Source organism: Aliiroseovarius sp. xm-d-517 (assembly GCF_013283135.1).
Lineage (GTDB): Bacteria > Pseudomonadota > Alphaproteobacteria > Rhodobacterales > Rhodobacteraceae > Aliiroseovarius > Aliiroseovarius crassostreae.
The window spans coordinates 1,847,109-1,873,055 of the sequence record NZ_WBXT01000001.1; the positions used below are offsets into that span (position 1 = coordinate 1,847,109).

Here is a 25,947-nt window from a genome sequence, read left to right on the forward strand (position 1 = left end):
TCTCTGTCGCGGGATCACCGCAAGGGCTGCACCAACAGATGCCCAGCGCCCTGGCTGATCCATTGATGGGATTGCACAATGCGACCGGCGGCATCGACCCAGTAGCGGTTGTCAAAAGACAACCCACCCGAATAGCGGCACTGCTCTTTCATCAAGGTTGTGTTGCGATCAATTTCACCGACCGCAACCCGCATGTGTTTCTCAACCGACAGATCACATTGGGCTTTGAAACGCGTTGTCTGACCCAAACCGTTCAGATGCTCATAAATCCGACTGTAGCGAGCTTGCCCGCGCGCCTTGATCGCAGAGCGTGCACGCCCCAGATCAGACGCCATCAGATCATCGCCAAAGCCACGGGTGCCGATGATCATCCCGTCTTTGAACACAACCGCGAGCCTCCCCGCACTCATCCAGGTGTCCGCGCCTGCATTAGACTGAACCGGGCTCATCGCCGCAATCGCTCCCGATTTGCGGGTCACAAAGGCAATGGGACCGGGCGTGGCTTTCAACGCTGCATTGATCAGCGCCTGATGATCCAGCTTCGGGGCAGGTGCCGCCTGGGGCGACTTGCCACCCAATTTTCCTTTGATTGCGACACCGATAGATTTGGTGTAATTCGCCGCGATTAGGGGCACCTGGGTGACCGACTTGTCCGAGCCACATGCCGACAGGCCCAGCACAGCAACAGCCGCCACCGCAAAAGCTGATCTCGCGCGGTTGATTTTCCGTGTCTTCGTCATCGCCAGAATTTCCCCCAACGCCCGGCCAGGGCATTGCCGTGACCTTCTTTCACCCAGTCATACAAGCGCCCTTCCACGTTCAGGCGCACCCCACCATCGCGTGCAAGCGAGCGGATATCGGTCACTGAACTGCCGCGCGAGGGTTGGCCCAGCGCCCATTCCAGCGGCACGGTAAAGCGGATCCCCTTGTCAAAAGATCCCTCGCCGAAATCCTCGGCAGAGGCGGATGTGAAAGTGGCATAGCCGCCAACACGCCAGCCATTGTCAAACACACGGTCCACCGCGAGGGTGCCGCCCCAGTCGCCGGCCAGATAGCGCCCCGCATGGATCTTGGCGTCAAATCCGTTTCCGAAATCGTAGTAGGCGGATACATGACCCGTCGCGGCAGAGTAATCTTGGAACCCCAGCAAAAGGTCATAATCTCGTTTCTGCACCCAGTTCAGTTCTGCCCCCAGGGCAAGCGAACTGTCCATCGGCTTCCACAACAGTTCGGCCGAGACCCCGCCGAACATTTTTTCCAGATAGCCCACTGTAACCCGGCCATACAGGTTCTCCCCCGGTCGCGCATACCAGGCTGCGGTCAGATGCTCGATGGCTGGGTCACCTTCGCGCGCATAGATGGTTGCGTCCGATCGCACGCGGGGCAAATTGGACGGCGCCAAATCCTCACGGCCGATATTGCCCCAGACCGCTTTCGTCACCGCACCAGACAGGACAAAGCTCGGAGTGACCTGATATTTCGCACTCGCCTTCAGACCGAACTCTGCACGCACCGGATTGTCCGGGTCAAAAATGCTCAGCTCGGCATAGGGCGTGATGCCCCAGGTGAAATGCGGATAAATCCCAGGGGTCGGCACCATGTCTGGACGCCCGCTCGCCTCGGTAATTTCCGCGCGATCAAAAATGGCCGCCGAAGAGCTATGCTCCAGCGCCTCGACATCTGATCGCTTCAACACCACGGTCGACAGCGCCACACCATTGTCCACCAATGTGATACGGAATGTCTCAACCGAGGCTGGCATGGCGCGGGTCAGAATGCGTGCCGCCCGACCCACCGCCTGAGCGGGAGAATGGTAGCGCAGGTTTTGCAGCTGCACCTCGACCTCGGTCGCCGAAAGCGCCATCGCCTGCAGTCGCTGACCGTCTTTCTTCAGCGCCTTCGACACAACTTTCTGCAGATCAGGCCGAGCACTTGGATCGGTGATCCATTGCTGGTCCCAGCCACTGGCCCCGCGTGGTTTGACAGGCAGCGGCGCCGTTTCGTTGCCACTGCGCGCAGCCGGTCGGCGCGGGTTGAAATTGAAACTGAACTGGCCACCGATCATATCTCCGTGCAGGTAGAACAGGCTGAGATTGGTGGTGGGGGACCAGTTGTAGTCCAACATGAAATTGAGCGGTGTCTTCTGGTCGACAATCCCACGCTCAGTTTCCCGCGCATAGGTATCGGGCGAGTATTCCGCCTTGAAGGTCAACTTGTCATTAACCTTGTAGGACACCCCGCCAAACGGGGACATCTCTCCCCGGAACCACTGGTTGGAGCTGAGATTTCCGCCAAGCCCGAAATCAAGCGGAGGACGGTCACCAAAAAGCGACCCGATCGTGTTGCGCCCTGCCAAACGCCCCCAACCCACGCCGCCTGTCACACGCAGGCGATCATCCATGAAGGATTTGGTGGCAACCACATATTCGCTCGAATAAAGCCCGGTTCCGATAAAGTCATTCAGGCCAATCGACACGGCGGGCAGGTATTTACCTTCATTCAACAGCCGATACCGCAGATCGAAGCTGCGGTCGAAATAGTCGTTTTCACCGGGTCTGCCCCCATAGTCCCCCAGCTTCGTATGCCGAAAAACTGCGGACAGGCGTGGCGTGACCTGAAAAGCGATGCCGCCTCGGAAATGGGTCCCGAACGAACTGAAGAACAAAGAAAACTCACTATCCGGCGCCACTTCGGCGGTGGGCAGATCCACCAGACCCGGCGTGCCGGACAGATTGTAAGAGGTTGAAACCGTGCCCACTTCAGCCCCGGCTGACACTGGCAGAAGTGTGGTCAATACACCCGCGACCAAGGAAGTTGTAATACGCCCCCGCATATACCCAATCCATTTTGACAACATTTCTCCTTCCATACTTGATCGGATCACAATTCACATCCCCAAAGCCGCCAAATCTTCATTTCCCAGCCGATTGTCGCCCAATTACACCGTATGCATCCCCGGCTTCCCTGACGTCGGTTGGGGAATTGTAACGTCACGTTATGAAAGCCGGGGGCGCCGGGTCTGCGTTAGGCTTGAAAAAACTGACAGCAACAGAGAGCGCACGATGTCCCTCCTCACCCCTTCCACCGCTTGGGCCAGCGACGAGCACCATATGTATGCAGACATGGCCAACCGCTTCTTCAACGAAGAGCTTGCCCCCAATATCGAACGCTGGACCGAAAATGGGATCGTCGACCGCTCGTTCTGGCGCAAAGCGGGGGAGAACGGCATCATGGCTGGTGCGATCCCCGAAGCCTATGGCGGCGCCGGCGGCGACATGGGGTTTGAAAGCATCACAATCTATGAACAGACCCGCACCGGTGATTGCGGCTGGGGCTACGGCATCCAGTCCATCGTGGTGCATTACATCACCACCTATGGCACTGATGAGCAGAAAAGCCGCTGGCTTCCGGGGCTCGCGTCCGGCGAAATTGTCGGCGCAATTGCCATGACCGAACCCTCAACCGGATCTGACCTGCAGGCCGTGCGCACACGGGCCGAGAAGGATGGCAACCAATACCGGATCAACGGGTCAAAGATCTTCATCACCAACGGTCAGGCTGCCGACCTGATCATTACAGTGTGCAAAACAGATCCCGACGCCGGATCAAAAGGCATCTCCCTGATCGTGGTGGAACCAGACAAATGTGAAGGTTTCACCCGCGGCAAGAACCTCAAGAAACTGGGTATGAAAGGGAACGATACGTCTGAGCTTTTTTACCAGGATGTGAAAGTCCCCCTGACCAATCTCTTGGGCAGCGACGAAGGGCAAGGGTTTTACCAGTTGATGAAACAACTCCCGTGGGAACGGTTACTGATTGCGATTCAGGCGCTTGGCGCGATTGATTTTGCGATCGAACAGACCGTGTCCTACACGCAGGAGCGGAAGGCATTCGGGCAGCGTGTGATGGATTTTCAGAACACTCGTTTCAAGCTTGCCGAATGCAAGACCAAGGCGGAAGTGTTGCGCGCTTTTGTCAATGACTGCATTGGGCGGCTGATAGATGGAACTCTGGACGCGCCGACCGCCTCGATGGCGAAATACTGGGGCACCGAGGTGCAAAACGAAACCATGCATGAATGCCTGCAACTGTTTGGTGGCTACGGCTATATGATGGAATACCCGATCGCGCGCCTCTATGCGGATGCCCGGGTTCAGATGATTTATGGCGGGACCAACGAAATCATGAAGGAACTGATCGCGCGCTCGATTGATGTCTGAGACAGGCGCATTCTCTCCGAAGCGCCCGGGCTAGGGGCTCTGCCCCTCGGTCCCCTCTTCGAGCGGGACCTCACCCCGGGATATTGACGACAAGAAAAATGCGGTAAGCCTTTCGACTTTTGCTATATTCGCATCCGCAGCATGACCAGGAGATGAACATGACGGTAAACGGTCCCTTGTCCGGGGTGAAAGTGGTCGAGATCCAGGGGCTTGGCCCCACCCCCTTTGCCGCCATGTGGTTGGCGGATATGGGCGCGGATGTAGTGCGTATCGAGCGGCCTAATCTGAAACCGCTTATTCCGCAGAAAGTGGACGTGCTGAACCGGGGGCGCGGTTTCGTGGCCCTGGACCTGAAGTCGGAACAGGATCGCGAAATGGCACATGCCCTGATTGGCAGGGCCGACATGCTGATCGAAGGAATGCGTCCCGGAGTGATGGAGCGGCTCGGGCTCGGGCCGGATGACTTTTCTGAAAACCCAAAACTGGTCTACGGGCGCATGACCGGCTGGGGACAGTCCGGACCATTGGCCCACGCGGCCGGGCACGATATCAACTATATCTCGATCACCGGCGCCCTTCACGCAATCGGCGGAGATCACCCGGTGCCTCCGCTGAACCTGCTGGGGGATTTCGGTGGGGGTGCGATGTACCTCGTGGCCGGAATGCTGGCCGCGCTTCATGCCGCTCAAACCACGGGCCGGGGGCAAGTGGTGGATTGTGCAATCACCGATGGCACCGCGCATCTGATGGCAATGACTTACTCTCTTTACGGCGCCAACCTCTGGGTAGATCAGCGAGAACAGAACCTGCTGGATGGCGGGGCCCCCTTTTACACAATCTATCAATGCGCTTGTGGCGGGCACATGTCAGTGGGCGCCCTGGAGGCGAAGTTCTACGCCGAATTGCTGGAGCGGATCGGGTTGGATGCGGCAGACCTGCCCGCGCAGATGGATGTCGAAGCGTGGCCACAGTTGCGCGCTGCCTTCGCCGCCAAATTCCGCGAGAAATCCCGCGATGAATGGGCGGCCCTTCTGGAAGGAACAGACGCCTGTGCCGCGCCGGTTCTGTCGATGGCCGAAGCGCCCGCACATCCTCACAACAAGGCGCGTGGGACCTTCGACCGGATTTCAGGGGTCGCCCAGCCCGCTGCGGCACCACAATTGCTGTCCACCCCTGGCAACGCGAAACCCGGCGAAGAGAAGACACCACAATCCGTAGAGGGCGTGTTGGCACGCTGGAAAACTTGACCTGAATAGCGGCTCCGGCGAAAACAGGGCGAATTGGCTCAAGCCCCTCAGCCCTCTCGCTATCCCGTCTGCCTGCCTTCTTATTTTCTGGTCAAAAATATCCCGGGGTGAGGCTGCAAGCCGAGGGGCAGAGCCCCTTCCCCAAGCGAGGTGCGCTCAAAGACACGGCCCCCGCAGGGGCGCGAAAGCGCGGGTTGGTCATGGCTCGCGGAAGGCCTCACGCGATTTGTATAGCGGTTTCAGAAGATATTGCAGGATGGTCTTTTCGCCAGTGTGCAACTCCACCTGCCCCATCATCCCGGGCCGCATTTCGATCTGCTTTTGCCGCTCACTCAAGTCGGACAGATCCAAACGCACACTCACCCGGTAGTGGGGTTGCGCATTAGGGTCACGTTCATCTTGAAACGTATCCGCGGAAATAAAGTCGACACGTCCCTTCAGGCTCCCATAAATCGTGTAATCATAAGCGGATAGTTTGACCGTCGCTTCCTGCCCCCGTTTGACATTGGCAATGTTCTCCGGCTTGATCTGCGCCTCGACAAAAACATCCTCGTCCAATGGGATAATCTGGAAAATCTCTTCCCCCGGCCGCACGACACCGCCAATGGTGGTCACGCCCAGATTGTTCACGATCCCGCGCATCGGGCTGGTCAGGACTGTCAGGTTCAACTGGTCTTGCGACAGTTTGAGGTTCTGCCGCAGCGTCGCCAGTTCCTTGAGCGTGTCGGAATATTCCTGTGCGCGGTCCAGTTCCGTCTGCGTCACCACCTGATTATAGCGGTTTTCCGCATCCGACTGGGCCTTGCGCACCTTGGTCACCTCAATCAGCGCAACGATGTTTTCGCGATAGAGGTCCTCCATCACTTTCAATTCACGATCCGCCTCAGCCAGAACCTTCTTGGCACCTTCCCGGCGACTGACATAATCGCTTTGTCGCGCGGCAAGCAAAGCCCGTTCGGATGCCACGATCTCTGGCGTGCGCGATGCAAGCTCCTCTGGCACCACCACATCAAATTGCCCGGCCAACTCAGCCTCAAGGCGCAGGCGACGGATGTCGAGCGCCGCAATCTGATCCAGGATATCATCCACCGAGGTCTGGAACTCGGTTCCATAAAGCCGCGCAAGCACATCCCCCGGCTCAACCACATCCCCTTCCTTGACCAAAAGCTCGGCAAGGATCCCGCCCTCAAGGTTTTGGATGATCTGCGGGCGGGATGATGAAATCACCGTGCCCTGGCCACGCACGATCTCATCCACCCAGGCCAGGGAGGCCCAGAGGATAAACGCCAGCACCGCAAAAGCCGACAGCCAGATCACCATCGACGGACCTTTCAGATCCTGTTCAAACTGTGCATCCAGTGACGCCATCACTCTGCCCCCTGCCCGGCCGATTTCAGATGAGCCAGCACCTGATCTCGTGGCCCGTCCACGGTCAGGCGGCCATTTTGGAAGATCAGGGTGCGCTCAGTCAGTGCCATGATCGGCATTCTATGCGTCGCGATAAGGGCGGTGCGCCCGTCAAGCCAGGTTTCCAAACGGCTGATCAGGGTGCGCTCCAGCACCTGGTCAAGCGCCGCCGTTGGTTCATCCAGCAACACGATCTGCGGGTCCTGCAACCAGACCCGCGCCCAGCCGATCGACTGGCGCTGTCCGATCGAAAGCCCTTCACCCATATCCCGAATTTCCAGATCCAGCCCCTTGGCATGACCGCGCACAAATGGCCCCAGCCCCGCGAAATCAAGGGCCTGCAACAACCGATCATCTTCACGTTCCAGCATGGAGAGATTGAGGTTGTCCCGGAGTGTGCCTGCAAACAGACGCACATCCTGCCCCAGATATCCGATGGAGCGGCGCAGATCGCGCGGCGCGATCTGGGACATATCGACACCATCCACCATCACCCGACCGGACGTCGGGGTGTAAAGCCCGGCCAGCACCTTGAGAAAGGTGGATTTTCCAGATCCGTTCGCTCCCAGAACCGCAATTTTCTGCCCCGGTTCAACCGCCAGTCCGGGCACGTCGATACCCGCTGTGTCCTCATCATAGGCAAAGCGCATTTCTCGGATTTCATATCCACCACGCAGGGCCTCCCGTCGCAGATAGGTCCGCCCGTCAGCCTCATCCTGCTCTGCCCCGGCAATCGTATCCAGCCCATCAAGCGCGGATTTTACATTGGACCAGCGCGCCAAGGTGCCCGAGAGCTGCGTCAGGGGCGCAAGGGTCCGACCGGACAGAATGCCCACGGCAATAATCGACCCCACTGTGAATTCCCCCGCAAACACCATGTAGGTGCCCAGAATGACCGCGGACACATAGGTGGCCTGCTGCACCCCCTGCGACCAGAAAGTCAGCCAGGCGGTCAGTTTGCGCTGTTCGCTGTTTTTCACCGCAGACAGCATATTGAGCTCGGTCCACAGCCGCCGCACCCGATCCTCGCCGCGCTGGGTCTTGAGCGTGTCAAGTTCGTAAATCGCTTCATGCAACAGGCGCGACGCCTTGGTCGACGCCCCCTGCGTCTCCTGCGAGATGGCAATCATCCGCTTTTGCAAAAAGAACCCGGGCAGCACCATCAAGATCCCACCTGCGATCAGCACCCAGACCACATTACCGGCAATGGACGCCACCAGAACAAGGAACAAAACGATGAATGGCAGGTCGGTGAGTGTCCCCACGGACGACGCGGTGAAAAACTCACGCACGGATCCGAATTCCCGCATCGTCGCAAACAACGAAGATGGCGAGGTCGGACGCCGATCCGACCGCATTCCAAGAATACGATCCATCAACAGGCGCTGGACATTCAGTTCAATCCTGCGCCCGGCCCCATCCATCAGGCGCGCGCGCGCCGCCTTGATCGCAGCCTCCAGCAGGATTGCTACAAAAGCACCTGCCGCCAGCACCCAGAGCGTGGCGGTGGATTGGTGCGGGATCACACGGTCATAGACCTGCAGCGAAAACAGCGCGACCGCGACGGCCAGCATATTGGCCACAAAGGACCCCAGCGCCACATCGGCAAAATAGCGTTTGAATTTGGGCAATTCCCCCCAGAACCAATGGTCCTGCAACCGGCGCGGGGCATGGCGGGCGGCGAGGTCCGAAAGCGGTATTTCCGCCCGCAAAATCGTGCCGGTGAACACGGCGGAAAATTCCGCACGGTCCACCTCAATCGAAGCGCCATTTGCGCCCGCCTCATAGACGCGCAGCTGGTCGCCCTCCTGCGAGAGCACCATAACAGCCTGACCATTGGTCATCAGGGCAAGCGCAGGCCATCTATCCGGCTCAGGCGTTTGACCCGGTTCAATTTCAGCCTCCAGCCCAAGGCTTGACAAGGCCTCCTGCAACAAAGGGAATCTTGCATCTTTGCACCCTTTGGCAAGCGCAGACTGCATCGCTTCAATCAGATCGTGCTGAACGGCCTTGCGCCCCAGAAGGCCGGCATAGACGGAGGCAAGATCCGCGCGGGCCTTGAGCCGGTCATCGCGTGCAGGAACCGGGTGTGTGGGCTGCGCGGGCGGTGGGGTTGCCACAGGCTTGATCTGTGGTCCATTTCCCCCGTCAACAGGCCGATCGGAATTGGTCGGCACACTCTGGAACGCCAATTGTTTTTTGCTATTCGACAGCGCCACCCTGGGCCGGGGGCCTGTGGCCGGCGCCTTTAAAACGGGGGGAGAGGCATCCACCTGTCCCGGCGTTGGGGTCGCCACGTGTTTCACCTTGCGCTTTGGGCGCGGTCCCGGCTGGGCAATGTTCTCAACCGGTCGACCGGAGATTTTCCGCTTGGCGCCAGATATGGTGGGAGACAGGGTCGGCGTTTTGCCGTTTTCACCGCCATCACGCTGCTGGCTCATATCGCGTCCCCGTCAACCAAAGTCCCGAATTCGCGGGCAATTTCCACTTCGGTACGGGCAATATCATACCTCACCGAGACCTGTTCTTGCTCCAGCCGATTGAGGTTTTCAACCACGCCGACAACATCCATCACGGTGCGCTGACCTGCATCAAACTGGCGTTGGAACAATTGGGTATTGGCCCGCGCCTGCCCAACAAGATCCTTGGCCTGAGCAGCCCGGGCCTGCTGGGAAACAAGTTTCTGGCCAAGGGCGGCCTGACGACGACGGCTGTCTTCCTGCGCCTGCAGGATCCGGCGTTCTGCCCCTTCCCGCGCAGCTTTCACGGCTGCCAGATTGTCCAGCGTGCCAAATCCGAACCCCTGATCTGAGGTCATCACCAACCCGGCACTGCTTTCTTCGGCGACCACGGCCTGTGCCCCCAGTCCGGGCAAAAGACCCGCACGGTCAATCTTGGCCTGCGCCACGTCCCGGTCCAGTTCGGCCGTGGCCAGCAGGACGGTCAGCGGTTGCAACCCGTCTTGAGGGGCAGGCAGATGATCAAGGCCACGCAGGCCTGAGACGTCCTCGGCGGACATCGCCTTGAGTTCCGCCATGGCGGTTTTGGCATTCAGGGTTTCGCTGTCGTAAAGCGACTGAAGCTCACTCAGCTTGGCCCGGATCACGCTTTGGTCCGAAATATCCGACACCCCGCCTTTCACGCGGGCTGTCATGATCCGGTCAAACTCACGCATTGCCCCAAGGGCCCGACCCGCGGCAGCCGCTTTTTCCTGCGCGGCCTGTGCCGAGAGATAAAGCCCCAGCGCGGTTGAAACCCTGTCATTGGTGTCGATGGAAAGACTTACCGCAGCCGCTTCGACGTCGGCCCGGGCAAACTCTCGTTCCGCTTTCTTACGTCCATTGTCGAAAATCACCTGATCCACGACGATGCTGGCCACAAGGTCACCAAGGCTGGACAGGGAAACGCGCGGCCCCAGTGTGGGCAGCCAGTTCTTGTCCGCAGCGCGCGCGCGCAGTTTTGCGGCCCGCAGCTCGGCCTCGGCGGGACGTGCAGAGGCGGCCAGCGCGGAGCGCGCCACCTGATCATACGAGGTCCCGGTCTTCAGAAGGCTTTGACGAAACTGAAGTTTGGAAATGATTTCGGAGGGGGCTTTTCCGGGAAGAGGCGCAAAGCTGCGAGGCGCCGAGCGCGTCACCTCATCCGAACCGGTTGGGCCGGACAGGAAACCGCCCTCTCCGAAGCGCCCTCCGATATCCCCCATACATCCGCTCAGGCTGGCCACCAAAGTGACCAACAAGGGAATGCGTGTTATGTCCCGCACGAAGACCAAAGCTCTGCCTCGTCTTTTGTTTGTTATATCGAGGCCGCGATCATTTGGCGCCGCGGCCTTCGTTCACTTGTATCAGATCACTGTATTTACGTGGATATCTTCCTGAATATACAGCGTGCCACCGGCATCCCCGAGGGTGTAGACATTGTAGTCGGACCCGTCGATCTGCACCTGCGTCCCCGTGTCCAGCGCCCCATTGGCAATGACCGTATCCTGCACGCCACCATGGATGGTGAGCGCGTTGGAATTGTCGGACAGCGCCAGCAGCTGCTCTTCAGAAATTGTCACCGTATTGGCCTCAAGGCTTTCCAGAAGGTCAAGCGCCTCAATATTATACGCTGACAGGCCTGATGCAGACAGATCGACCTGCGCCCCGCCATTGTCGGTGATAATCAGCGTCGAGGTGCTGTTCTGCGCAGCATCGGTTTCGGTCAGAACCAGACGGGACCCATCCGGCAGGCCGGTGCTGGGGTAGAAGTTGTTCAGCTCAAAGCCCGGGGTCGCACCAACGGTTCCATCGGAGTTGAGCATTTCGAGCGTGACATTGGGATCAAAGTTATAGATGCCGCTGATCGACCCATCGGCGTCATTTTGATAAACATTTGCGTCCGGGGCCTCCGGGGCCACGGTGTCAAAGTCAAAGCTGTCCGAGGTATAGCCGACATTGCCTGCCAGATCTTGGGCCCGCACGGTAATGGTTGCACTGCCTTCACCCGAGGGCAGCTGGCTATCGTCAAAGTCCACCTCCCACTCTCCGGTAACAGGATCAACACTGGCCTGCACCCATGTCGCGGCGGGATCGGTGTTGCTGGTTGCATCCAGCGACACCCAGACAGATGACCCCTTTTCGGTGGTCCCGGTGAAGGTCATGCCACCAGACAAATCCTCGGCATTAACGGTGTCAGCCCCGCCCAGCGCCACCGCTTCGCCGCCCGTGCCCTGGCCGAGATACGCGTTGGTGACATCCATATCGGTCACTTCGGTATCGATCCGAATGCCATGGGCCGGCAGAGTGTGGCTGTTGCCATACATATCTGTTGCGCTGACCTGCACGGTCTGATCACTGGTGCCCGAAGGCAGGTCAGTGGCGCTGAAGCTGACGCTCCAACTGCCATCGCCAGCAGGATCCGTTGTGACGGTTTTGGTCACGCCCGCCACCACAACCGTGACCGTCGATCCGGCCTCAACCTGACCAGAGATCACAGCACCCGATGCCATTTCCGACGCGTTGATCACATCATCGCCAGCCACCGGCGTGACCAGGGCCAGATCTCCGACAAACGTGTCCACCAGAATGGTCTGATCCATCGACGTCGTGTTGCCATGAATATCGGTCGAGGTGATGGTCATTGTGGTTTCGTAACGACCGGAAGGGATCTGCGTTGCGCTGAAATCCACACTCCAGTTTCCGTCGCTATCTGCAACAACCGTTCGGGTGACCTCACCCAGCTTTACAGAAATTGTCGCCCCGGCTTCCGCGACACCGGTCAGGGTCAGGCCGCCATCCGGCCCGCTCAGCTCCTGATGGGTCAGAACATTTGCATCCGCAGCAGACGTGCTCAGATTGTCCGCCAGTTTTGCATTTTCGGTCAGCGTCAAGCTGGTTTCGGTATCAATCGACAGGGTGTCGGTGATCGTGGTTGTGTTTCCAAAACTGTCGCTTGAGCTGATCACCACGGCGGTTTCATACTCTCCGGCCGGGATTTCAGCAGGCGAGAAGGTGACGCTCCAGCTGCCATCCTCACTCACAGTGGTGGAGTGGATGACCCCCTGAATTTCCACGACAATTGCGGCTCCCGGCTCTCCGGTTCCCGAAATTTCAACACCATCAGAATGGTCCTCACCATTGACAACCACATTGGTTGAAACGGTGCCATGGGTCACATCAACCAGAGGCGGCGTGGTATCGATTGTCACTTCCGGACCGGTCGGCGTGTGGATGGTTCCGTCTTCCTCCGTCACTGTCACTGTCACCGTATAGGCGCCATCATCCGGGAAATCGTCGCCATCAAATACGGCAGTCCAGGTGCCGTCCTCACCTACAGTTGTCGTGACGGTCCGGTCACCAATAGTCACCTCTACCGTTGCACCCGGCGTTCCGGTTCCGGTGATCGTGACAGTCTCTCCGTCATCGCCGCCCACAGAGACGGGCACCTCCGGATCATCGACAGTTGCCTGGGTGGCCTGATCGCCACCACCATCACCGTCGCCACCGCCGCCAAGCACCGCGCCACCAACAGCCAGGGCCCCGGCTGCGGGAATGAGACCAGCGGCAGCAGCACCGCCACCGGCGCCCAGAAGGCCAAGGCCAATTGCCTGCGTAACTTCTTCACCTTCGGCCGCCACCACGGCCTCTGCCACAACCGGGCTTTCCGGGAAAATCAACGCATCAAGATGGCTCCATTTGCCCCAGGCGGTCACCTCGGTAAAAGTCACCTGCCCGCTGGCGTCCAGTGATGCTTCAATCAGCACACCGTCTTCATTCAGATACAGGCGATTTTCCTGCACACCGTTCTCGGCAAAAAAGCCTTCCAGAACGATTTTTCGCCCATCTGCAAGATAAAGTTCCAGGTTTTCGCCCGCGCGAAGATATTCACGCACATCCGAGCGACGAATATTCAGGGACACAGCCCCATCGTCACCCAAAACAAGTTTGTCGGAAATACCGGATTCAATAAGTGCGCCATGCTGGACAAAACCAGTATGGTCACGGACGATAAAGTTGATCGCCTGCATGCTACCGCCTACCTCAATATGTTGGCCTTGGTTTTTCTTGGCCATTTTGTTGCTCTGTCGAGTGAATTACCGCAATTTTGCCATAATTCCTAGGGTCAGGATGCATTGATTTTTGTCGCACGGCGTGATTCACAGTTCGGAAAACGGAGCGGTGACATGAGCGATCTTTACTGGTTGAACGAAGCGCAGATGGCCAAGCTGGCGCCTTTCTTCCCGAAGTCGCACGGCAAGCCACGTGTGGATGACAGGCGGGTGCTGTCTGGGATTATCTTCATAAACCGCAATGGGTTAAGGTGGCGGGATGCGCCAGAAGCCTATGGCCCTCACAAGACGCTCTACAGCCGCTGGAAGCGATGGAGCGAGAAAGGCATCTTCGCCCGGATGCTTTTGGAGCTGGCCGATCAGGGTGGCGAAACTGACACGCTGATGATTGACGCGACCCATCTCAAGACACACCGCACCGCCTCCAGCCTGGGCCTGAAAAAGGGGGGGCCAATCACAACCCCTGCCGCCTGATTGGTCGTACGAAGGGCGGAATGAACTCCAAGCTGCACGCCGTCACCGACGCGATGGGGCGGCCCTTGCGTCTGTTCCTGACGGCAGGCCAGCGCAGCGACTACATCGGCGCACGGGCTTTGCTGGATGCCCTGCCGCCCGCCAAACACCTGTTGGCGGATCGGGGCTACGATGCCGATTGGTATCGCCAAGCCCTTGAAAACAGGGGGATCAAGCCTTGTATACCATGTCGGAAGAACCGCAAGGTCCCGATCCCGCACGACGAGCTGCGCTATCGTAAACGCCACAAAATCGAGAACAGCTTCGCCCGCCTCAAGGATTGGCGACGCGTCGCGACGCGCTATGACAGGTGTCCGAAGGTCTTCCTGTCAGCATGCGCCCTCGCTGCTGTAGTCATCTTCTGGTTATGAATCCTGACCCTAGTCTCGATGACGGGGAAAAACACAAAATATGGCCCATCGACACTAATGTTGCAAAAAAGCACTAACCTTTCATCCACACACTGGCGCCCCCCTGGCGGCCCACTTGCCATCCAATCCCCTGAAAATATTTTTGAAGAAACCTCCACTTTTTGTGTTTTCGCTCTTGCACCCCCGGACGAGACTCAGTAAATCCCCCTCACCGCGCTCTGGTAGCTCAGCTGGATAGAGTACTTGACTACGAATCAAGGGGTCGGGGGTTCGAATCCTCCCCAGAGCGCCATTAAAACCAAGGCCTTAGCGTTCATTCGCTGAGGCCTTGTTTGGTTTTAGGGACACGATAGGTACAGAAGTCATTGCAATAAGCAGTGAGTTTCTGTGTTCAGGCATGAGTCGCTCCCCCCTCGAACACTTCTGACCACCCTTTCATTTCACGAACCGAACATGCGGTTTGGTATCCCCGAGATGCATGAGACAGAAAATGGCGGATGCTCTCCGTGCCAGAGATTTTTCGGCACAGCTGAAGTTGCCACCTCACCCAAACAAAGTGTTGGATTATTCGCCATCCAGATCCGCCATTTAGACCAAAGCTGGAATCCAATCCCAGTTTGCGGGTAGCCACAGCTCAGAAACGTATCTCGAACACGGCACCGCCCTCGTTCGGGATCACGCACAGCGTTGCGCCATAGATGTCCAGAAGGGCGGATACGATCGCCAGCCCCATCCCAGTGCCCCCTTGGTCGCGGCGGGTGGTGAAAAAGGGATCAGCCAGTCGCGCGGCATCATTTTCCGAGATCCCCTCGCCATCATCCCGAATGCTCAGCACGCCATTTAGATACTGAAGCGTCAGCTGGTGCGCGCCGTGGGCAAGCGCATTCTGCGCCATGTGCAGCAGGATGATTTCGCCATGCGCGACGGACAGAGGGATTTCGCGGTCGCTGTTTTGGTCGATCTGAATCGTCAACCCATCGATATCCGGCAGCATCGCCGCCAATTCCCCCGGGCCCTTCTGTGTCTCCTGCCGCAGCTGAGACATCTCGCGCAGCCGCGTCAGCAAGATGTTCATCCGCCCACTTTCGCTGCTGATATTTCCCAGAAGCTTGGCGCGGTTTTCCGGGCTGAGGTTGTCGCTTTGCAGCAGCTCAGCCGCGCCCAAGATCGACGTGACTGGCGACTTCAATTCATGGGTGACGTGATCAGTATAGGTCGCAATCTCATTCGATCTTTGATCCAGGGTATCCGCCATCGACAACATGCTTTCACCCAGATCTGCCAGCTCGCGCACGCCATAGTGGCGCAAGGGTTCCGAGCGGGGCTTGTCCCCCGCTGCAATCGCGCGCGCCTCGTTGCGCAACCCGCGAATTGGACGGGACATGAGGCGCAGCAACAGTGCCCCGAGCAGCAGCGCACCGGACAGCGTAAAGACACCCATGATCATCAGAGGGTCACGCTCGCGGAACACAAATTTGCGCAAGCTAAGGGGGGTGCGCGACAGCATCACAACGCCGATCACGCGGTCGTCCGACAGCACCGGATAAGCGATGAACACCCGATACCCCGTGTCGCGACTGATCGAGTTCAGAGGGTGGCGACCATAATCGTCGTCACGGGTGCGCAGGGTGACACCGACCCCTCCTGTCAGGGCGGTCTGAACCTCAGGCAGTCCCGCAAAATTATGCAACCCGTCTTCGCCCAGCCCGACACCTTCGTGATCCAGAAAAATCGCCCCTGCCAAAGTCGTCCGTCCTGCAGCTTCGGCAAGCGCACGAAGGCGGGACAAGGTTTCCACATGGCGTAGATCTGAGTGGACATTGACCGGGTTCCCCGCGGGCAGAGGGGGGAGGACCTGTTGTTTTCGAACATCTATTCTGGATGGAATCGGGTGCAGTGGTTCGCGCCAGAATACCATCTGTTCGTCACCCACAATCGGGCCAACAGGATCGCCCTCCAAGTTGTCGAACATGGTCCGGTAAACCTCAGCATAGATGGCGCCTTGCTTTAATAGCGACTGCTCGGTTTCGCGGACAAATTGGTTGGATGTCAGCTGCACGGTCAGCATCGCCGCAAGCGGGATCGACACAAGGGCCACACAGATAAAGCCGACAACCAAAGCCATCGAGGGGCGCCATTTTTGACGGATCCGGGTCACAGGCTGCATGGGCCAAGTTTGATGCCGACGCCATGGACGGTCACAATGATGTCGTCGCAGCCCACCGTTGCTGCCTTGGCCCGGACGTTGCGGACATGGCTGTCAATTGTACGGCCCGACATGGTGGAGTTCGCGCCATAGATGGCCTGGATCAACTGGTTGCGGTCATGCACGTGATCGGGCCGTGCCAGCAGGCTGGCGAGAAGTTGAAACTCGGTTGCGGTCAAGTCCAGCGTGTGATCCGAAATCCGGCAGACATGCCCAGCGCTGTCCAGGGACAGTTGACCGTGATTATGCGGACGCGTCGCCGCGTGGACCCGAGACAGGATCGCCTTGATCCGCAACACCAGCTCACGTGGGCTGAAAGGTTTGGGGACGAAATCATCCGCCCCCAATTGAAAGCCCAGCACGCGGTCAATCTCATCATCGCGAGCGGTCAGGAACAGCACCGGCACATCAGATCGCGCCCGGATCGCCTTGCAGCAATCGAACCCGTCCATGTTGGGCATCCCGATATCCAGAACAACCAGATCGACCTTTTCGCGCGCGACATGTGTCAGGGCAATCTCGCCGTTCGAGGCTTCGGTCGTGCGCATCCCTGCGGCCTCCAGCGCGATACGGATGATGTCGCGGATTTTGGGATCATCGTCTACAATCAGAACATGCGTAACCATAGGTGACATGTTGCAAGAGGCAGGGGTGATGTCCAGCCTTACGTGTTGACCTTTCATCAGCTTACACCTGCTTCATCCGACGCGGCCGCAGCCCCAGCAAGGTCATAACCGCAACAAGGATCATACCAAGCATGGCTTCGGGTTCGGGAGCCGAGGAGCCGGAAAAGCCCTGCGGATAAGCCTCTTCGCTGACACCAGACACCATAGGCAGGGGGACCCCGGCGGATTTCGCTGCATGACCGGTATCGTTCACAACCTTCTGCGACACAGCCACGAATGAGGTGTTCTTTGTCTGCAGTGAGAACTCCAGCCCCAGCCGCGCAATCTCGGCATCCGCTGCCCCGGCGCGGTCACGTACGGCGATGCGACGTTCCATCGTTGCGATCTGATTGCGCGCCCAGATCAGCGGCAGAGCTGCCTCACCCTTCTGATCGGACAGGACCAGCTTCACCGGCATTTGGGCTTTGCGCCCCTGCACCAGACCGTTCAGCATCACCTGCCCCTGATCCGCCCCCTTATAGCGCGCATAGATGCGCAGGCTGTTGCCCGCAAACAGATCCGGGATGCGCGCAGGCGTCATGTCAGAAACTTCAAGCTCGCCCCAGTCAATCTCGATGTCGGTCAGAAGCGGGGTCTTTAGATTGGCAGCCATGACCTCGGCCACCTCCATCGCGTCTTCATCTAGCCCGACATAACGTGCGTAACCGCGCCCTTCCTCGGCCATGGCATCCAGCAGATATCGATTGACCGAGCTGCCAATCCCGAACGCATAGATCCGCGCCTGCCCGATTTGTTCGCGAATGGTGCGTAGGACCTGGGCCTCACCCCCGATATAGCCATCAGACAGGAAGACCACGATGCGCATTGTGTTTGCAGGGCTGGAGGTGGCAAAGGCCGCGTGGATGGCATTGTCGATCTCGGTCCCACCACCGGAGGTCAGTTTCGAGACAAACTTTCGCCCCGCTTTGATGTTGCGGCGTGTTGCCGGGGTTGCGCCCTGTGCAAAGTGACGGGCTGTGTCGGAAAATGGGATGATGCGGAAATAATCATCCGGACGAAGCCCCTTCAGCGCCGCATCCATGAACCGTTTGCTGGCGGCCATCGGCTGGCCCGACATCGACCCCGAAGTGTCCAGAACAAAGACCAGTTCACGCGGGGTGGCGGTGGCTTCGTCAGGAATTGCAGGCGGCTCGATCATCACGGACAGAAACCCACCCCGCTCATCATGATGGGTCAGACTGGCCGCCTGTAGCGCCTCGCCGCCCAGTATATAGCGCAGGATTAGATCTTTGTTGTCCATCACCTTGCCCTGAGTGAAGCGTGCGCCCAGCCCATCATCGGTATCAGTGATGTCCAGCGGATGGGTCGGGCTGGCAAACTGCGAAACCTCAACGCCCGCGACCATCGTCACGTCCAAGGACACGCGATCCGACAGAAAGCTGTCGGGCAGGTCAAGATCCGCCACCTGCGGATAGGCAGGCAGGGGGCTGATCGTCCATGTGGCGTCTTGCAAGGCGGCGTTGTCATCCTGCGCCAGGGCGTGTTGGTCTGCTGCCGGGCTTTCATAACGCGGGCCGACAATCATCGGGATGACCAGCTCATATTGCCCGTCGATCTTCGGCACCATCTGCACATATTTCAGCGTCACCTCAACCGGCAGTCCGGGCATAAGGTTGGCGATCTTCTGGGTGAACATGTTGGGCCGGTGCTGGGTCAAAAGCGCGGCCGCTTTGCCGTCTGAGGCGGCTTGCTTGTATTCGGCTTCGGCCACCTGTTTTTCGCGAATGACCGCCCGCACAATCTCATCCCCCACATGCATGGTCATCCCAAACACCGCGGCGTTCTGGTTCAGTGGGAAAAGGTATTCCGCCTCAAGCGGGATCTGCGACGGGTTCGAGAAGGTCTGGCGCAGCTCAACCGTGGCCATGTCCCCCTCGATATTGACCGCATAGGAGCTGTCCAACATGGGCAGTTCGATCATCTCACCACCCACTTGGGCCACAACCCGACCGGCGACGTCCTCATGATCGGTCTGGGAAAAGGCGCTGAGGGGAATGGCAAGTGCATAGGCAACAAGCACGATCAAAAGCGTCACGCGGTTGATGCGGGGAAAGCGACGGCCTGGGTTGCGCGGGGCGTGCCGCTGCGCGTTGCAGGAGGTGAGATAGGTCATGAAAAACTCCTTCTGTCGGTCAAATATCAAAGGTCCAAAGCGGCCAGCGCGGCGGCCTCAAAGGCAATGCGCTGGGACTCGGGCATGGATTTGGGTGTGATGCGCTGGACGGATTGCCAAACATGCGAGGAGCCGTTCAGCCAACTCCAAACGGCTTCTCCGACACCGGCGGTCTGGGCGCCGTCTTTTGACACAAAGCTGACGGCAACGGTCCAGATCTGCCCATCAGGCGAGGTCGCCTCGTATACCGAGGTCGGCAGCGGGTCGAAACGGGTGCCCAGAAAACGAACGTCATATCCCATCCCCAACAGGCAGGTCGCGGGCGAATGCAGATGACGCAAGGGCGACGCCGTGCGCACGATATTCAGCCCCATCGGCCCGAACTGAGCCTTCTGTGCGGTGCCGCCATAGCTGGCAAAATAATGCTGTTCGGTCGGGGTAAGCGGGACGGGCTGTGCCGGATAGCCCAGCAGTTGATCCGGCACGAAGATCGTCGTCACGCTGTCCGATCGGTCCAGCGGCGTGCGTGGGGCGTTCACCACCGCCACGGCCAGGACAAGCGCCAGAAGGGTCGCGGGCACATGCAGGATGCCGGGCAGTCTGAATGTGCGGTATGGGGTTTGGCGCACGGGCACAGGCGGCGGGCGATAGAAAATCACCACGGGCAAAGCCACCAGCGCAAGAGAGGCCAGGCCAATGGCAGAATGCAGGCCGGGCTCCATCGTGTTGATACCGTGACCCAGTCCAGCAGCAAGAAGCGTGATCCGCACGCCATTACCGACCACCGTCGCCAGCCCGATCACAACACCTGCCAGCATCGCGTGCAGAAGACCGGGGCGAAACAGCACGTTGATGAAAGACCACAGGCTGACCATCAACAGCAGGCCCGACGCGCCGGAACAGGGCAGGTCAACCAGCACGTCGATCCCGTTCAGTTGCAACCGCACGCCCTCGCAGGTCAGGTCGGTAAAGAAAGGCGTGAGTGCCGCACAGGCAACCTCAGCCGACATCATCTGAAGGGGGAAACCCGCAACGCGTTGCAGGATCGGGGCCAGGGGCAGGCAGAACAGGAAGAACACCGACAACCAGAACGGGGACAGGGAGATCTTGCGCTGATCTAGCCGCAGGAAAGTCGCCAGCGCAAAGACATCAATGGCGAGCGCCAGCGCGCTGAGGATGTTGATTGCCAACATCTGCCCCGCCAGCCGGATCGCCGCAGCAACAAGGAATAGAACAAAAACGCGTCCTCGTGCGTCTGGCCCGCTTGGGGACGAGCTGCAAAGGGACAGGATTGCAAGCCCGACAATCACGGCGCCGTACCAGCCTCCGTTTGACTGGTACGAGGGATCGCGCCAACTGGTTAACAGCCACCGAACGGGGTCGATGGCCAACAAGGCCGAGGCCGTCGCAAGGCCAATCCACAACAAGGTATCGCGTTTTTGTTCCATACTGCGGTTTTGCGCAGACAGATGTGCAGATCAGCGATGCAAGATGTGCAGAATATGTGCAGGGGCTGGATTAGCCACCAACCAGGGTCGAGATTGTCTATGCGCTTATTCATGCACCTTCCCCCTGACAGCCAGGGGCTTGTGGCCCCGCTATTATTGCGATCAATCAATTTTCAAGATTAAAGTCTCAGGATGCTGGACAAAACGGAGCTTCACGTAAGTCGGCTGAAGAAAGGAGCCGCTTGGCAGAATCTTTCATGTAATACTGAGAGCTTTGTTCGTATTGCGCCAAGCAAACGAAGCAATCGGACCGCCCCGACAATGCGTGTAAAGCGACTTGCGTGAGCGGTCTCACTTTGCCCAAGCGAGGCCGAATTGTCAGTTCATCTGAACGTCGGCGTCTTGCGCATCGACTTCCTGCAGAGGCAAGGTTTGTGGTGATGAGACCTCTGCAGGTCTCAACCCCCATCACACCATTGGCAACCCCGGCAATGCCGTTTTCCATGCTAATTCCCAACTCTTTGCCAAGCGCCTGCATGGCGGGCATCTGCAACGCCATTCCAAGGGCTGAGTCGAGCGCCTGATTGACAGGAGTGCCTGCTGCATCGCCGCCACCAGCCCCCCGAACGCTCCAGTCCGGTCACCTGATGGATCTTGATCGAGGCGATCTTCTCGGCCGGCTTCATTCTCACGTCGTGGCGCCGCATCCCCGGAATCCGAGATTTTTGCTCAAGGAAACCTCGGGCGAGAAGGCAGCTGCATAGCCGTGAGCGATTATCTTGACCGTTGTAGTCCCAACCGGGAGTTCGCGACATGCTACCCAGCAGGTTTAGACTTGCTGGGAGTGCATTCAAAAGAAAACCTTTGCGCACAACCGCTTGTCATTTCCTCCTTCCGGGATTGATGGCACACCGCTCCCACTGATATGAAGTGCTACGCTTTGTTCTGATTGATCAAGGGGGTCGATCAATAGGCTGCGGTCACGATGATCTCAACTTTAAGCTCCGGACGGGCCAGCTTTGCCTCTCCGCAGGCGCGGGCAGGCGCGTGACCGGTCGGAACCCATGCATCCCAGACGGCGTTCATCTCGGCGAAATCTGCCATGTCAGACAGCCAGATGACGACCTGTAGCATCTGGTCGCGGGACGACCCGGCCTTTTCCAACAGCGCGTCGATGCGCGAAAGGCAGTCGCGGGTCTGCTCGGTGACAGTCGCCCCATCCCCGACCTGGCCGCACAGATAGGCGACACCGTTGTGCTTGACGATCTTGCTCATGCGTTGGCCGGCTTCGATCCGTTCGATCATGTCATTCTCCTATTCGGTCGCATCTTGCACCGCATCATCCATTGCCGCGAGTTCGCCCAGTGTGACGGGCTTGAGAGGGGCGCGGATGCGGTAGTAGCCTGTCTCATCCGGGGACAGGCCATTGGCATCAGCCAGCAGCGCCGTAACCGTCAGCCCGCAATAACGACCCTGGCAAGGGCCCATACCGGCGCGCCCGAACGCCTTTGTCTGGTTCGGCCCCAGGCAACCAAGTTTTGCATATTTGCGGATATGGCCAGCGGTCACTTCTTCACAGCGGCAGATCACCGTGCTGTCGGCGGGATCGAGCGCGGACGCATAAGGCGGGTAAGCGGCATCCAAAAACGGGCGCGCGGCCTTTTCCCGTGCCAGGGCTTGGCGCAGGGGCGCGGCCATACGATTGCAGTCCTGGGGCGACAGGCGTTCGGCATCCTCTGCGATTTTCAACGCCGCCAACCGTCCGGCGTAAACGGCGACTTTTGCGCCACCAATCCCAGCGCCATCGCCAGCGATGAAAACCCCCGCAACATCACTTTGGCCCCACGCGTCGAGCGCAGGCACAAATGCCCCTTGCGCCGTGTCCCAGTTGTGGGAAATGCCAAGGGATCGGGCTGCCTGCGTATTTGGCACAACGCCGTGATGAAGAAAGACCGTTTCGCATGCAATCCGCTGTTTGTGACCCTTGTGGACGAATGTTACAGCGTCGGCCTTGCCTTCGCCCTCAATGGCGATATCTGTTGCTCCCGTATAGCGGGGCACCTTCGCACGCTTGAGTTCCTTTAGTATTTTCAGACCCTTGACCATGTAGGACCATCCCCGCACTGCGCCGCTGATATGCCTCAATGCGCGGATCATGTTGCCGCGGGTCTGGGTCTCAACCAGTGCAGCGGGTGGCATGCCTGCGCGCACCATCTGTGCCGCGATCAGGTAAAGAAGTGGGCCCGCACCTACCAGCACCGCGCCCTGCGCGACGACGCCGGATTGTTTTAGCAAGATCTGACCTGCACCGGCTGTCATGACACCCGGCAAGGTCCAGCCCGGTATCGGCATTGGGCGTTCCAGCGCACCGGTGGCCAGCAGAATACGGTCGGCTTTGATCTGCGCAGCACGGCCCTTGCGGGTGTAGGAAATGCGGAATTTGTCTTCGATGGCCCAGACGACCGCACCTGAAATGTGCTCGACACCGCTCTGTCGCAGATCCTCAGTCAGGTGTCTGCCCTCGGTATAGTCGGCGCCAAGAATGTCTCCGCGCGACTGTGACGCCAAATCGACATCGCGGTAAATCTGCCCGCCCGCCCGGGATTGTTCATCCAGGACCGTAACGCTCAGACCCAGCCCGGCCGCTTCCGCGGCAGCGGCCATACCCGCGGGTCCGGCGCCGATGATGACAAGATCACGCTTGTTCATCTTGTGACCTCTTTTCATGTGGACGGGTGATTTGCAGGCCTTCAGTGACATCCATCATGCATGCCTGACGGGTCACACCATCGACCTCGATCAGGCAATCGAAACAGGCCCCCATCATGCAAAACGGTGCCCGCGGCGCGCCTGAAACGGGGGTGTGGCGGAACACATCGACCCCGGCGACAAGCAGGGCTGCGGCAAGGTTCACACCGTCTGGCAAGCTGAGCGGTGTTCCGTCCCATGTCACGTCGACACGCGGACCGCTTTCCAGCTCATGAAACGGCGAAGCGGTCTTCATTGAACACCTCCAGGTCTGGGGCTGCATCGGTGCCTTCCAACCAGTCAGGCAGAAGACGCGCATGGGCAGCGGAAAGGGTGATGCCACTGTGACAGGTGACAAGGTAAGCGCCTGGCATCTCAGGGCTTTCTTGATAAATCGGCAGGCCATCAGGTGACAGGACACGCAATGCGCCCCAGCTGCGCACCAATTGGGCGCGCGCCAATGCCGGATAGGCAGCGATGGCCTCGGCGGCGAGGCCTGACAGCCCCGGTTGTGTCACGCGGTCATCGAAACCAACTTCTTCATTGGTGGCGCCAATCTGAATGCCGCCCTCATCCACCTGCCGTGCAATCAGCGACGGGCGGTTGATCAGTTTTGGCATCTTCTCGGTGATCAGAACCTGCCCGCGCTGTGGGCGAATGGGGGCTTTGAACCCCATTTTTGGACCAAGCTGCACGGCCCCGAGACCGGCGGACAGGACCACTTTGTTTGATGTAACCGACGTGCCATCCGCGCAGGTGATGTGGAAGGCATCTGGTTTCGACACGCCGATCACGGTTTTACCAGTCAACACACGTCCGCCCAACCGGCGCACATCAGCGGCAAGAGCCAGCAGCAGTTTCAGCGGGTTTGCGTGGCCATCCTGATGGTGCAGGATTGCCCCCACGACCTTCGGCCCGATATGGGGCTCTTCCTTGTGAAGTGCGTTATGACCAAGCACGTCGTAGGGGTAATTGCCCCCCAGCTTGGCTTTCAGAACCTCGTATTTTTCAACAGTTGCCGCGAGTGTTTCTTCTGAAAAGTGCAGATCGTATCCGCCCTTTTGCTCAAGCGACAGGTCATGGCCGGTGGTCTCGCCAAGCTCCTGCGCGAACTCCGCCCAGATCGCGGCAGAGTGCTGTGACCATTGGGCATAGCGGGGTTGGTTCATGCCTTTGGACTGAACCCAAACCAGGCCGAAATTACCGCGGCTGGCGCGAAATGATCCATCGTCACCATCCAGCACCGTCACGGTCAGGCCACGCTGGAGCAACCCCCAGGCAACCGAAAGGCCCACAACGCCTCCGCCGATGATTGTATAATCGGTGTCCATGACTACAGTCCGTTGGTGTCGGTTTGAAGGTCAGGGCGAACCGGGCCGCCCTGACATAATTCAGATCAGTTGCCTGCGGCAGCCACTTGATCTAGGATCGCCTGACCCCACTCAACGCCGACATCTTCAAGAACGGCGGGCCAAACCTCTGCACGGGCCTTTGCGGCCATCGCAGCAAGGTCGTCTTCCGTCAACTTGGCAACGGTCGCGCCCAGTTCATCTACAAGACGCTGTTCGTTTTTGGCCTGATCTGCTTCGGCCACTTCCCAGCGGGTGGCCTCAAACGCGGCGGCCTGTTCTTTCAGGGCCGCCTGATCTTCATCCGACAGCTCTGCCAGGCTGCTGTTTGAAATGATCATGTACCAGACTTCGAAATGGGTGTTGGCGGGGATGTAGGTTTTGGTCACGTCGCGGAACGAGGCATAATATCCTTCGGCGCCGGACCCGATCACACCATCAACCACACCGGTCTGGACGGCGGTGAACGCTTCCGAGAAGGGAATGGGGGCCGGAATATAACCAAGCGCCTGGCCGGTCAGCTGGAAGCTCTTGATGCCGGGGACACGCACCTTGATGCCGTTTGGCTCAACCGAACCGGGGTTCGCGTTTTCCACATTGAGGGAGATGCCGCCGAAATAGACCGGATAGGCGGCGAGCATGGTGATGTCCTGTTCGGCATACAGCCCGGCGACCGTTTCGCGCACCACACCGCCCGGGCCGTAAACTGCGCGGGCCTGATCCCAGTTGCCTGCGAGATAGGGGAAGGAACTGATCTGCATCCGGCGATCCGCGGCGGCGGCTGCCGGCTGGGTTGCCATGTCAATTGCACCCACGCTGATGCGTTCCTGTACGCTTGTGTAATCCCCAAGGGCGGATGCGGGGAAGATGTTGATTTTCACATCCCCGCCTGTCGCTTCATCTACGGCTGCTGAGAACGCGCGCAGTTCCACGTCGATCGTGGCATCCTGCGGACGCACATGGCTCATCTTCAGGTCTGCCGCGGTGGCGTAGCTGCCAAGCGCCAGAAGGGCAGCGGTGGCTGAGGTTAGGAATGCGTGTTTCATTTGTGTTTCCTCCGTGTTGTGCTTTTTGGGTCGTTGTTCAGTG

General features: G+C 59.0%; 18 protein-coding genes and 1 tRNA gene. 4 read left to right on the forward strand and 15 right to left on the reverse strand.

The features are described from left to right. Positions 1 to 14: 14 nt before the first annotated feature. A complete protein-coding gene (locus XMD517_RS08990) occupies positions 15 to 740 on the reverse strand; it encodes a YjbF family lipoprotein (protein ID WP_173485986.1) in 726 nt (241 codons plus the stop codon). Beyond that, on the reverse strand, positions 737 to 2,794 hold the full coding sequence (locus XMD517_RS08995; protein ID WP_254450025.1) for a YjbH domain-containing protein: 2,058 nt from the start codon (positions 2,792 to 2,794) through the stop codon (positions 737 to 739). Before XMD517_RS08995 ends, XMD517_RS08990 begins: the two co-directional genes overlap by 4 nt. Positions 2,795 to 3,062: 268 nt before the next feature. Between XMD517_RS08995 and XMD517_RS09000 the strand changes: the two genes are divergently transcribed. Then, a complete protein-coding gene (locus XMD517_RS09000) occupies positions 3,063 to 4,220 on the forward strand; it encodes an acyl-CoA dehydrogenase family protein (RefSeq protein ID WP_173485987.1) in 1,158 nt (385 codons plus the stop codon). Positions 4,221 to 4,378: 158 nt separating this feature from the next. Beyond that, positions 4,379 to 5,467 carry a CaiB/BaiF CoA-transferase family protein gene (locus XMD517_RS09005; RefSeq protein ID WP_173485988.1) on the forward strand — a complete coding sequence of 363 codons (1,089 nt, stop codon included), beginning with the start codon at positions 4,379 to 4,381 and terminating at the stop codon, positions 5,465 to 5,467. Positions 5,468 to 5,665: 198 nt separating this feature from the next. On the opposite strand, the gene XMD517_RS09010 is transcribed toward XMD517_RS09005, so the two are convergent. The 4 genes from XMD517_RS09010 to XMD517_RS09025 all read right to left on the reverse strand — a co-directional run bounded on the left by XMD517_RS09010 (position 5,666) and on the right by XMD517_RS09025 (position 13,427). Continuing rightward, positions 5,666 to 6,835, reverse strand: coding sequence for an HlyD family efflux transporter periplasmic adaptor subunit (locus tag XMD517_RS09010; RefSeq protein ID WP_173485989.1), 1,170 nt, complete (start codon positions 6,833 to 6,835; stop codon positions 5,666 to 5,668). Further along, entirely contained in the window at positions 6,835 to 9,315 is a 2,481-nt protein-coding gene (locus XMD517_RS09015) for an ATP-binding cassette domain-containing protein (RefSeq protein WP_173487803.1), read from the reverse strand. Before XMD517_RS09015 ends, XMD517_RS09010 begins: the two co-directional genes overlap by 1 nt. Further along, the gene (locus tag XMD517_RS09020) at positions 9,312 to 10,577 is read right to left on the reverse strand and encodes a TolC family protein (protein ID WP_173487804.1); all 1,266 of its coding nucleotides are present in this window, start codon (positions 10,575 to 10,577) and stop codon (positions 9,312 to 9,314) included. The genes XMD517_RS09015 and XMD517_RS09020 overlap by 4 nt, the downstream gene beginning before the upstream one ends. 141 nt (positions 10,578 to 10,718) lie before the next feature. Then, on the reverse strand, positions 10,719 to 13,427 hold the full coding sequence (locus tag XMD517_RS09025; protein WP_173485992.1) for an Ig-like domain-containing protein: 2,709 nt from the start codon (positions 13,425 to 13,427) through the stop codon (positions 10,719 to 10,721). A gap of 111 nt (positions 13,428 to 13,538) precedes the next feature. Between XMD517_RS09025 and XMD517_RS09030 the strand changes: the two genes are divergently transcribed. Next, positions 13,539 to 14,308, forward strand: a protein-coding gene (locus XMD517_RS09030; protein ID WP_254449811.1) for an IS5 family transposase whose coding sequence is annotated in 2 segments (ribosomal slippage) — positions 13,539 to 13,875 and positions 13,875 to 14,308 — 771 coding nt in all. Because the reading frame shifts where the segments join, the coding sequence is not laid out codon by codon here. Between the two features lie 215 nt (positions 14,309 to 14,523). Continuing rightward, positions 14,524 to 14,600, forward strand: a tRNA-Arg gene (locus XMD517_RS09035). A 342-nt stretch (positions 14,601 to 14,942) separates the two neighbouring features. On the opposite strand, the gene XMD517_RS09040 is transcribed toward XMD517_RS09035, so the two are convergent. From XMD517_RS09040 to dctP, 9 genes are all read right to left on the reverse strand, one after another. Continuing rightward, entirely contained in the window at positions 14,943 to 16,433 is a 1,491-nt protein-coding gene (locus XMD517_RS09040; RefSeq protein ID WP_173487906.1) for an ATP-binding protein, read from the reverse strand. 29 nt (positions 16,434 to 16,462) lie between these two features. Beyond that, on the reverse strand, positions 16,463 to 17,197 hold the full coding sequence (locus XMD517_RS09045; RefSeq protein ID WP_371734396.1) for a response regulator transcription factor: 735 nt from the start codon (positions 17,195 to 17,197) through the stop codon (positions 16,463 to 16,465). 4 nt (positions 17,198 to 17,201) lie between these two features. Beyond that, on the reverse strand, positions 17,202 to 19,313 hold the full coding sequence (locus XMD517_RS09050) for a VIT and VWA domain-containing protein (protein WP_173487905.1): 2,112 nt from the start codon (positions 19,311 to 19,313) through the stop codon (positions 17,202 to 17,204). Between the two features lie 26 nt (positions 19,314 to 19,339). Beyond that, positions 19,340 to 20,761: an exosortase T gene (xrtT, locus tag XMD517_RS09055; protein ID WP_173485995.1), complete on the reverse strand. Its 1,422-nt coding sequence runs from the start codon at positions 20,759 to 20,761 to the stop codon at positions 19,340 to 19,342. Between the two features lie 966 nt (positions 20,762 to 21,727). After that, entirely contained in the window at positions 21,728 to 22,066 is a 339-nt protein-coding gene (locus XMD517_RS09060; protein ID WP_173485996.1) for a RidA family protein, read from the reverse strand. A gap of 9 nt (positions 22,067 to 22,075) precedes the next feature. Continuing rightward, positions 22,076 to 23,470 carry an NAD(P)/FAD-dependent oxidoreductase gene (locus tag XMD517_RS09065; protein WP_173485997.1) on the reverse strand — a complete coding sequence of 465 codons (1,395 nt, stop codon included), beginning with the start codon at positions 23,468 to 23,470 and terminating at the stop codon, positions 22,076 to 22,078. Then, a complete protein-coding gene (locus XMD517_RS09070) occupies positions 23,457 to 23,765 on the reverse strand; it encodes a (2Fe-2S)-binding protein (protein WP_173485998.1) in 309 nt (102 codons plus the stop codon). Before XMD517_RS09070 ends, XMD517_RS09065 begins: the two co-directional genes overlap by 14 nt. Further along, positions 23,740 to 24,840: an FAD-binding oxidoreductase gene (locus XMD517_RS09075; protein WP_173485999.1), complete on the reverse strand. Its 1,101-nt coding sequence runs from the start codon at positions 24,838 to 24,840 to the stop codon at positions 23,740 to 23,742. The genes XMD517_RS09070 and XMD517_RS09075 overlap by 26 nt, the downstream gene beginning before the upstream one ends. A 65-nt stretch (positions 24,841 to 24,905) precedes the next feature. Continuing rightward, entirely contained in the window at positions 24,906 to 25,904 is a 999-nt protein-coding gene (gene dctP, locus XMD517_RS09080) for a TRAP transporter substrate-binding protein DctP (RefSeq protein ID WP_173486000.1), read from the reverse strand. Positions 25,905 to 25,947 lie beyond the last annotated feature (43 nt).

Coding starts and splice junctions, on each gene's coding strand:
- XMD517_RS09070 (WP_173485998.1), bottom strand. CDS start 23,765: ATGAAGACCGCTTCGCCGTTTCATGAGCTGGAAAGCGGTCCGCGTGTC.
- XMD517_RS09010 (WP_173485989.1), bottom strand. CDS start 6,835: ATGGCGTCACTGGATGCACAGTTTGAACAGGATCTGAAAGGTCCGTCG.
- XMD517_RS09040 (WP_173487906.1), bottom strand. CDS start 16,433: ATGGCTTTGGTTGTCGGCTTTATCTGTGTGGCCCTTGTGTCGATCCCG.
- XMD517_RS09045 (WP_371734396.1), bottom strand. CDS start 17,197: ATGAAAGGTCAACACGTAAGGCTGGACATCACCCCTGCCTCTTGCAAC.
- XMD517_RS09000 (WP_173485987.1), top strand. CDS start 3,063: ATGTCCCTCCTCACCCCTTCCACCGCTTGGGCCAGCGACGAGCACCAT.
- XMD517_RS09020 (WP_173487804.1), bottom strand. CDS start 10,577: ATGGGGGATATCGGAGGGCGCTTCGGAGAGGGCGGTTTCCTGTCCGGC.
- dctP (WP_173486000.1), bottom strand. CDS start 25,904: ATGAAACACGCATTCCTAACCTCAGCCACCGCTGCCCTTCTGGCGCTT.
- XMD517_RS09060 (WP_173485996.1), bottom strand. CDS start 22,066: ATGATCGAACGGATCGAAGCCGGCCAACGCATGAGCAAGATCGTCAAG.
- XMD517_RS09005 (WP_173485988.1), top strand. CDS start 4,379: ATGACGGTAAACGGTCCCTTGTCCGGGGTGAAAGTGGTCGAGATCCAG.
- XMD517_RS09025 (WP_173485992.1), bottom strand. CDS start 13,427: ATGGCCAAGAAAAACCAAGGCCAACATATTGAGGTAGGCGGTAGCATG.
- xrtT (WP_173485995.1), bottom strand. CDS start 20,761: ATGGAACAAAAACGCGATACCTTGTTGTGGATTGGCCTTGCGACGGCC.
- XMD517_RS09065 (WP_173485997.1), bottom strand. CDS start 23,470: ATGAACAAGCGTGATCTTGTCATCATCGGCGCCGGACCCGCGGGTATG.
- XMD517_RS08990 (WP_173485986.1), bottom strand. CDS start 740: ATGACGAAGACACGGAAAATCAACCGCGCGAGATCAGCTTTTGCGGTG.
- XMD517_RS09075 (WP_173485999.1), bottom strand. CDS start 24,840: ATGGACACCGATTATACAATCATCGGCGGAGGCGTTGTGGGCCTTTCG.
- XMD517_RS09015 (WP_173487803.1), bottom strand. CDS start 9,315: ATGAGCCAGCAGCGTGATGGCGGTGAAAACGGCAAAACGCCGACCCTG.
- XMD517_RS09050 (WP_173487905.1), bottom strand. CDS start 19,313: ATGACCTATCTCACCTCCTGCAACGCGCAGCGGCACGCCCCGCGCAAC.